Origin of the sequence: Pseudomonas sp. ACM7, from assembly GCF_004136015.1 — a bacterium.
GTDB lineage: Bacteria > Pseudomonadota > Gammaproteobacteria > Pseudomonadales > Pseudomonadaceae > Aquipseudomonas > Aquipseudomonas frigoris.
Genome location: NZ_CP024866.1, coordinates 4303621 through 4311675, shown reverse-complemented (window position 1 = coordinate 4311675; position 8055 = coordinate 4303621). Strand labels below are relative to the sequence as shown.

Here is an 8055-nt window from a genome sequence, read left to right as displayed (position 1 = left end):
TTCGCGCGACCTTCCTGCTTATGCCTGTCGGATCTACGTCGCAGCGTCCCGTGCAAGTATTGGGCTTTAGGGAAACACGCCCCTTTACCCCGCTGCGCCGCCTCTATCCGCTTGCTGTTCGTCAAGCCAGCATTTTGCCTCGGGCTTCCTTCAGATTCGCGGTCACCCGCGACACCCTTGCCTCTGGCTAACACTTCCCCTTGCCGGGTGTGTAGAGGACTTTCACCTCCAAGTCACCAGCGAGGCCACCACAGCCAAGCTGGTTGCGCTTGCGCGCAACGCGCCATGCCTGGCGCACACATAAAAAAACCGCCTCTTTCGAGGCGGTTTTTTATTCAACCGACAACCGGATTATTCAGCCAGTTTGAAGGTAATGAAGCTGGCGCGTCCTTGACGCAGAACCCGCATCGACACCGAGCGGTTCTTCGGCAGCGCTTTGGCGATATCCGTGAACTCCTTGGTGGAACCAATTGCCTGATTATTCAGGTGAGTGATCACATCGCCTGGCTGCAGGCCAATCAGAGAAGCAGGACCGTCCTGGACTTCCTTGATGACGACGCCGCCTTTGAGGTCGTAGGTTTTCTTCTGTTCATCAGTCAGCTCGACCACGGAAACACCCAGGCGGTTGCTGCTGCGCTCGGTGCTGGATTTCGGCAGCGCATCCAGCTCTTTGCCTTCTTCCGGGATAGCGCCGACTGTCAACTCGACATTCTTGCGCTTACCTTCACGAATCACTTCCAGATCAGCTTTCGAGCCGGCCTTCAGCGCGCCCACCAGGTGTGGCAGATCGGCGGACATGACGATCGGCTGGCCGTTCATGCTCAGGATTACGTCCCCTACTTGCAGGCCACCCTTGGCAGCCGGGCCGTCATCCTGGATCTGAGCCACCAGCGCGCCGGCTGGCTTCTCCAGACCGAACGACTCGGCCAGGTCCTTGTTCACTTCCTGAATCACCACACCCAACCAGCCACGGCTGACTTTGCCGCCGCTTTTGAGCTGATTGGAAACGTCCATGGCGACATCGATAGGGATCGCGAACGACACGCCCATGAAGCCGCCGGAACGGGTGTAGATCTGCGAGTTGATGCCAACCACTTCACCGGCCAGGTTGAACAGCGGACCACCCGAGTTACCCGGGTTGATCGGCACGTCGGTCTGGATGAACGGCACATAGTTTTCGTTCGGCAGGCTGCGACCAATGGCGCTGACGATACCTTGGGTCACGGTATGGTCGAAACCGAATGGCGAGCCAATCGCCACGACCCACTGGCCCGCTTTCAGATCCTGGGATTTGCCGAGTTTCAGGACCGGCAGATCCTTGCCTTCGATTTTCAACAGCGCCACGTCGGAACGTGGATCGGTGCCGATCAGCTTGGCCTTCAATTCGCTGCGGTCGGCGAGACGAACGAGAATTTCGTCGGCATCGGCAATCACATGGTTATTGGTCAGGATGTAGCCATCAGGCGAGATAATGAAGCCCGAACCCAGGGACTGGGCTTCGCGCTGACGATCACCGCGTGGCGTACGCGGCTGTGGCATGCCGCGTTCGAAGAACTCGCGCAGCATTGGCGGCAAGCCTTCAAGGTCAGGCATCTGCTCGCTCGACACTTTGCGGTCCGGCAGTTTCTGCGTGGTACTGATGTTTACCACCGCAGGCGAGGCCTGCTCGACCAACTGAGTAAAGTCAGGCAACTCGGCCGCCTGAACAGCGACCGCCTGACCAAGCACCAGCACGGTGGCAAAAATAGAAAGATAAGGTTTCAAGCGTGGTATCGACATACGGCTCCCGTTACGACGAGCATGGTTAAGCGATATGGAGCAAGGAACACCGGGAACGATACGCCGGTATTTTTGTTCCGGGAACAACAAACAAGGCCAGAGCCGAGAGGCTCTGACCTATAGAAAAAATCGGGGATATTTGCAAGTTGAAATGCTCACCAAACATTTCGATTTCAGCTCACTACTTGGTTGCAGTGGCGTCGCTGCGCATGGATAGCGCAATCCGTTCGGCGGTGCCAATCGGAATCTCACCGACCACGGTCACCATCATCTCGCCTTGCGGGGTAGTCAAGCGTCGGGAAACTGCAACGGTCGGCCCCAACTGGGTGCGAGTGTCAGTAATTGTTGCGCCATTCAACGGCTCAAGGAAAACCGAGAAACGGGCCAGACCATCGTCATACATCAGGCTGTTGACTTGGGTTTTGGTCTCTGGATCCTTGCGGGAGGTACTGCTGGTCAGCTCGAAACCTGGTGGTAACCAGTCCGAACGCCAGACTTGCGCTGTCTTGATTGCAGAAGCCTTGTCACTGTCGAGGGCAATAGTTTTGCAATCGGCGCCAGGCTTCAAGTCGCTGTCGGACGGAACATCGGCGGTATCCAGTTGCGTGAACTGGAATCGCTCCAGCAACTGCCCTCGTTCATTCAGAAGCAATGATTTGAGAGGCAGGCCGGTTTCTTTATCCAGATGCAATTCAAAACCGTAGCGGTGTTGATCGCGAGGCGTCAGTGAAACGATCACCGCCGCACGCCCGGCCACACGCGACTTGCCAATGACGGCAAGGTCATACCAATTCTTTAGTTTTTGTGGATCGAGTGTACGAGCAGCGGAGCTGGGGGAATCTCCAAGCCCTGCTATCAGAATGCCACTGACGCATTGAGTACGCCCATCAATGCGCACGACTTCCTGTGCCGAGCCATCGAGCTGGAGTAACCGCTCGCGGACCTTGCCATCCTGGACGCGGTGCCAGATGTTGTGGGTAGAAAAACTACCGTTACGCTCGTAGACGAATGTACCGTGAAAGCTTTGCTGTTGCTCGGCTTGGCCCAGACGGGTCAACCAGTCCTGGGCTTCATCAGCATGGGCTGGAACAACAAACCAGCCACCGAGCAGAAGCGTAAGTAGAGGGATGGCGCGCATGATCCTCCTTAACGGTTTTCCAGACTTGCTGCACGGGCGTAAGGCAGAGCGCTCTCAGTACCTTTCAGTGCAGCCTGTTGAGCATGTTGGCGCAAGTAGCCTGGCAGACGCTGATCGTGCCAGCCTGGCTGACCTTGCAATACGCCGTTGGCCATAGGGCCAGTGGCTTCCGAACTCTCATTGTAGCCTGCTAATACAGCTGGACCCTTGACCTGAGGAACGGCCAGACCTGGTTGACTGGATTGTTGAGCCAGTTCGACCCCGGCGATCTCGTCCTGATTATACAGACGAACACCTGCCAGTACGGCGAGGGTTACCGAAGCAGCGACCGCCAGACGACCCAGGCTGCGCCATGGACCACGGGAGGCTTTTGCAGGTACAGCTTCGTCAGCCAGCGCAGCAGAGACTGCCGCAGCGATATCCAGACGTGGAAGCAGCAAATCCTTGTGCATAACTGCCCGAGCGATTTGATAACGAGCCCAGGTATCACGGGTTTCAACATCGTCAAAGGCATTCAATACCCGACGCAATTCCAATTCGTCCGCTTCGTTATCCATCACCGCGGACAGCGATTCCTGCAGGGCTTCACGACTCATGGCGTTCCTCTCTTGGCTGTCGCCGCTGTCTCAGTTTTCCTGCAACAACGGCTGCAGGGCTTTATCGATGGCTTCCCGAGCGCGGAAAATCCGGGAGCGCACGGTACCCACCGGACATTGCATGACGGCCGCAATGTCCTCGTAACTCAGACCATCGAATTCACGTAAAGTTAAAGCCGTACGCAAATCTTCTGGCAGTTGCTGAATGGTTCGATGGACGGTGCCTTCGATCTCATCCCGCAGCAATGCACGTTCTGGCGACTCGAGATCCTTGAGGCCATGATCGCCATCGTAGAACTCTGCATCCTCGGAACTGACATCGCTATCCGGCGGCCGACGGCCGCGTGAAACCAGATAGTTTTTCGCCGTGTTGATGGCGATGCGGTAAAGCCACGTATAAAACGCGCTGTCCCCGCGAAAATTTCCAAGTGCACGGTACGCCTTGATAAAGGCTTCCTGCGCCACATCCTGGGCTTCATGGGTGTCGTGCACGAAACGCACGATCAACCCGAGAATTTTGTGCTGGTATTTCAGCACTAGCAGATCGAAAGCTCGCTTGTCGCCGCGCTGAACGCGTTCGACCAGCTGCTGATCCTCTTCCTGGGTTAGCATGAACACTCCTCGATAAGCTCGGAGGAGGCTTGCATAACTAAACAACCAGACTTGCAAACATAGACTCGGGCTTTTCGCAAAAGTTCTCCCCCTCCAAGCAAGTTTCCTGCGGGCTCTGATTTGGCACGCACGAAAAGCGCAGCGCGGGTCAACCCGGCTGCGCGAATAATCTAGTCATCGGATTCGCCGGCAAGGATCAAATCACAGATCCCGCGTTGAAGCCGAAACTGTCCCTTGAATCAGGTAACGGTCTATTGATCTTGGGCCTTTGGCAAAAGTTCCAAATATTTATAGCTGCGCAGAACCGACATTGTGCAACCGTGAATAGAAAAAGACTGTTAAATCGCTGATACAGTCGTCTTGTCGCCAAACCGACCGAAAAACCATCCGACGAAGCGTCAGGTATTTTCCGTCACAGTAGTTTCACAATGCCATGTGTGCTCGCTATTGTGCCGCTCCCCCCCTCTATATACTAGTGGGCTGTGTGGCTGTCTTGACTCGCCGATCCAGGTGTCTTGCGCCAACCCCGACCCGGGTCGCTTTGAGCGGAATCCTGAAATGAGCCAACAGTTTCAACACGATGTTCTGGTAATTGGCAGCGGTGCTGCCGGCTTGAGCCTTGCGCTGACCTTGCCCGGTCATTTGCGCATCGCCGTCCTGAGCAAAGGCGACCTCGCCAATGGCTCGACTTTCTGGGCCCAGGGTGGCGTCGCTGCCGTCCTGGATGACACCGACACCGTTGAATCACATGTCGATGACACCCTCAATGCTGGCGGCGGCCTGTGCCACGAAGACGCCGTGCGCTTTACCGTCGAGCACAGTAAAGAGGCGATTCAATGGCTGATCGACCAAGGCGTGCCTTTCACCCGCGATGAACAATCCGGCACCGAAGATGGCGGATTCGAGTTCCACCTGACCCGCGAAGGCGGTCACAGCCATCGGCGCATCATCCATGCCGCCGATGCCACGGGCGCAGCGATTTTCAGAACCTTGCTCGACAAGGCCAGGCAACGACCGAACATCGAACTGCTGGAGCAGCGGGTCGCGGTCGACCTGATCACCGAAAAGCGCCTGGGCCTTGAAGGTGATCGCTGCCTCGGCGCCTACGTCCTCAATCGCGGGACCGGTGAAGTCGACACCTACGGTGCACGCTTTGTGATCCTCGCATCGGGCGGCGCAGCAAAGGTCTATCTCTATACCAGCAACCCCGACGGCGCCTGCGGTGATGGCATTGCCATGGCCTGGCGTTCGGGCTGCCGGGTGGCGAACCTGGAATTCAACCAGTTCCACCCCACTTGCCTGTATCACCCGCAAGCCAAGAGTTTCCTGATCACCGAAGCCCTGCGCGGCGAAGGCGCACACCTGAAACTGCCCAACGGCGAACGCTTCATGCAACGCTTCGACCCTCGCGCCGAGCTGGCCCCACGCGACATCGTCGCCCGGGCCATCGACCATGAAATGAAGCGCCTGGGCGTCGATTGTGTCTATCTGGACATCAGCCACAAGCCGGAAGCGTTCATCAAGACTCACTTCCCGACGGTGTACGAACGCTGCCTCGAATTCTCCATCGACATCACCAAGCAACCGATTCCGGTGGTTCCGGCGGCGCACTACACCTGCGGCGGCGTGATGGTCGATCAGCAGGGTCGCACCGACGTGCCGGGGCTATATGCCATTGGCGAAACCAGCTTCACCGGCCTGCACGGCGCCAACCGCATGGCCAGCAACTCGTTACTCGAGTGTTTCGTTTACGCGCGTTCGGCGGCGGCGGACATTCTTGAGCAGCTGCCGCAGGTTTCGGTTCCGATCGCCCTGCCCGTCTGGGATGCGAGCCAGGTCACCGACTCCGATGAGGACGTTATCATTGCGCACAACTGGGACGAACTGCGGCGATTCATGTGGGACTATGTCGGCATCGTGCGCACCAATAAGCGCTTGCAACGGGCACAGCACCGCGTGCGGTTGTTGCTGGACGAAATCGACGAGTTCTACAGCAACTACAAGGTCAGTCGCGATTTGATCGAATTGCGTAACCTGGCCCAAGTGGCCGAGCTGATGATCCAGTCCGCCATGGAACGCAAGGAAAGTCGCGGCCTGCATTACACCCTCGACTATCCAAACATGCTGCCGGTTGCCCTGGACACTATTCTGGTGCCGCCCACCTACGTCGACTGAACGTGAGCCGAACCCGCAGGCGCCGGTGCAGATCCGCCGCCTGCGAGTCACGGGGCACACAAATCGCCCTGACCCGCCGCTCACCCCGCAGACGAAAACGCAGCACAACGAGCAAAGGTAGCGCCAGGCTGTCCGGTCGTAGCTGCACCGATTGCCAACCTTCCTCCTGATTCCACAACTGCCAGCCATCGGCATTGCGACGCAAGCCGCGAAATGCCTGAGGGTGTGTCAGCAGAATCTGACGCGGCAACGCCCAAACGCCATGAGCCAGACAGCAAAAAGCGCCGAGCAGACTGGCCCAGACCGGTATTGAGAGAAGGAACAGCGAACCCAGCGCGAACAGCTGGGCCAAGAGATACGCCGCCAGCAATTGCCGTGAGGCATGCCAGCGGCATTCGAACGCATTACTTGGGCTGGACACGATCCAGAATCATGCGAACCATGCGTTGAAGCTCCGGATCTTCCGATTCGGCGCGTTCCATGAACCAGCCGAACATGTCCTGATCTTCGCATTCGAGCAGCCTGCGGTAGCAATCGCGGTCGACATCATTGAGGTGCGGATAGACCTCTTTCACGAACGGCACCAGCAACACGTCAAGCTCAAGCATGCCGCGGCGGCTGTGCCAGTAGAGGCGATTCAGTTCAACATCTTCGACCATGGAGCGCTCCTCAAATAGGCGGCAAGTATACAGCCCCAGGCACAGTCGAACACTCGGCTTTGGTCGGCCACCAACGATCCTTTGTGAACTACCCATTTCAAGAGCGCCCCCTTATGATGTCCCCCAGACTCTTTACCCTGCGATGACCCATGGCCGATTCTGCTTTTTTCTGCACCCTGTCTCACGAAGGCGTTCTCGCAGTACGCGGCGCGGATGCCAGTAAATTCCTGCAAGGCCAATTGACCTGCAACCTCAATTACCTGAGTGACACCCAGGCCAGCCTCGGCGCCCGCTGCACGCAGAAGGGCCGGATGCAGTCGAGTTTCCGCATCCTGCTGGAAGGCGACGGCGTTCTGATGGCCATGGCCACCGAACTGCTGGAACCGCAACTGGCTGACCTGAAAAAGTACGCAGTGTTTTCCAAGTCAAAACTGACCGACGAAAGCGCTGCCTGGGTCCGCTTCGGCATCGACCATGGCGATGCGGCACTGGTCAGCCTCGGCCTTGATCTTCCGGCCGACACCGACAGCGTCGCGCGCAATGACGGCTTGATCGCCATTCGCGTCTCGCCGGACCGCGCCGAACTCTGGGTCGCCGCCGACCAGGCCGACCTTATCAAGGGCAAGCTGTCCGCCGTATTGGCCGAAGGCGATCTGAATCAATGGCTGTTGGGCCAGATCCGCGCAGGGATCGGTCAGGTCATGTCGAGCACTCGCGAGTTGTTCATCCCGCAGATGCTCAATCTGCAAGCCGTGGGTGGCGTGAGCTTCAAGAAAGGTTGCTACACCGGCCAGGAAATCGTCGCGCGCATGCAGTACCTGGGCAAACTCAAGCGCCGCTTGTATCGCCTGACACTGGATGCCAACGAGTTGCCTGAACCTGGTACACAATTATTTTCCCCTACCCACGGCAGCTCTATCGGCGAAGTGGTGCTGGCCGCCAACGCCGAGCAAAACATTGAACTCCTGGCCGTGCTGCAAGCCGAAGCAGCAGAAGGGGGTGATATCCATCTGGGCGCGCTCGAAGGGCCAGCCCTGCACCTGCTCGACCTGCCGTACCCACTGGATCGCGATCGCGAAATCCAGCGCTAACAGCA

The 8055-nt window shown here is 57.8% G+C and carries 9 protein-coding genes; 3 read left to right on the top strand and 6 right to left on the bottom strand.

Going from position 1 to position 8055, the window contains the following annotated elements:
• Positions 1-191: hypothetical protein (locus CUN63_RS31925; RefSeq protein WP_218570133.1), on the top strand; the 191-nt coding region annotated here is incomplete at its 5' end.
• 160 nt (positions 192-351) lie between these two features.
• On the opposite strand, the gene CUN63_RS20465 is transcribed toward CUN63_RS31925, so the two are convergent.
• The 4 genes from CUN63_RS20465 to rpoE form a co-directional block, all read right to left on the bottom strand.
• A complete protein-coding gene (locus CUN63_RS20465; RefSeq protein WP_129441940.1) occupies positions 352-1779 on the bottom strand; it encodes a DegQ family serine endoprotease in 1428 nt (475 codons plus the stop codon).
• 181 nt (positions 1780-1960) lie between these two features.
• A complete protein-coding gene (locus CUN63_RS20455; protein WP_129441938.1) occupies positions 1961-2917 on the bottom strand; it encodes a MucB/RseB C-terminal domain-containing protein in 957 nt (318 codons plus the stop codon).
• Positions 2918-2925: 8 nt separating this feature from the next.
• The gene (locus CUN63_RS20450; RefSeq protein ID WP_033054066.1) at positions 2926-3513 is read right to left on the bottom strand and encodes a sigma-E factor negative regulatory protein; all 588 of its coding nucleotides are present in this window, start codon (positions 3511-3513) and stop codon (positions 2926-2928) included.
• Positions 3514-3543: 30 nt separating this feature from the next.
• A complete protein-coding gene (gene rpoE / locus CUN63_RS20445; RefSeq protein WP_007944079.1) occupies positions 3544-4125 on the bottom strand; it encodes an RNA polymerase sigma factor RpoE in 582 nt (193 codons plus the stop codon).
• Positions 4126-4683: 558 nt separating this feature from the next.
• On the opposite strand from rpoE, the gene nadB reads away from it, so the two are divergent.
• The gene (gene nadB, locus CUN63_RS20440) at positions 4684-6300 is read left to right on the top strand and encodes an L-aspartate oxidase (protein WP_033054068.1); all 1617 of its coding nucleotides are present in this window, start codon (positions 4684-4686) and stop codon (positions 6298-6300) included.
• Here nadB and CUN63_RS20435 read toward each other — a convergent pair.
• Both CUN63_RS20435 and CUN63_RS20430 read right to left on the bottom strand, forming a co-directional pair.
• A complete protein-coding gene (locus tag CUN63_RS20435; protein ID WP_129441936.1) occupies positions 6269-6721 on the bottom strand; it encodes a protein YgfX in 453 nt (150 codons plus the stop codon). The genes nadB and CUN63_RS20435 overlap by 32 nt on opposite strands.
• Positions 6705-6959, bottom strand: coding sequence for a succinate dehydrogenase assembly factor 2 (locus CUN63_RS20430; protein WP_033054070.1), 255 nt, complete (start codon positions 6957-6959; stop codon positions 6705-6707). The genes CUN63_RS20435 and CUN63_RS20430 overlap by 17 nt, the downstream gene beginning before the upstream one ends.
• Before the next feature lie 149 nt (positions 6960-7108).
• Between CUN63_RS20430 and CUN63_RS20425 the strand changes: the two genes are divergently transcribed.
• Complete coding sequence (locus CUN63_RS20425) at positions 7109-8050, top strand: folate-binding protein YgfZ (RefSeq protein ID WP_129441934.1); 942 nt, start codon at positions 7109-7111, stop codon at positions 8048-8050.
• Positions 8051-8055 lie beyond the last annotated feature (5 nt).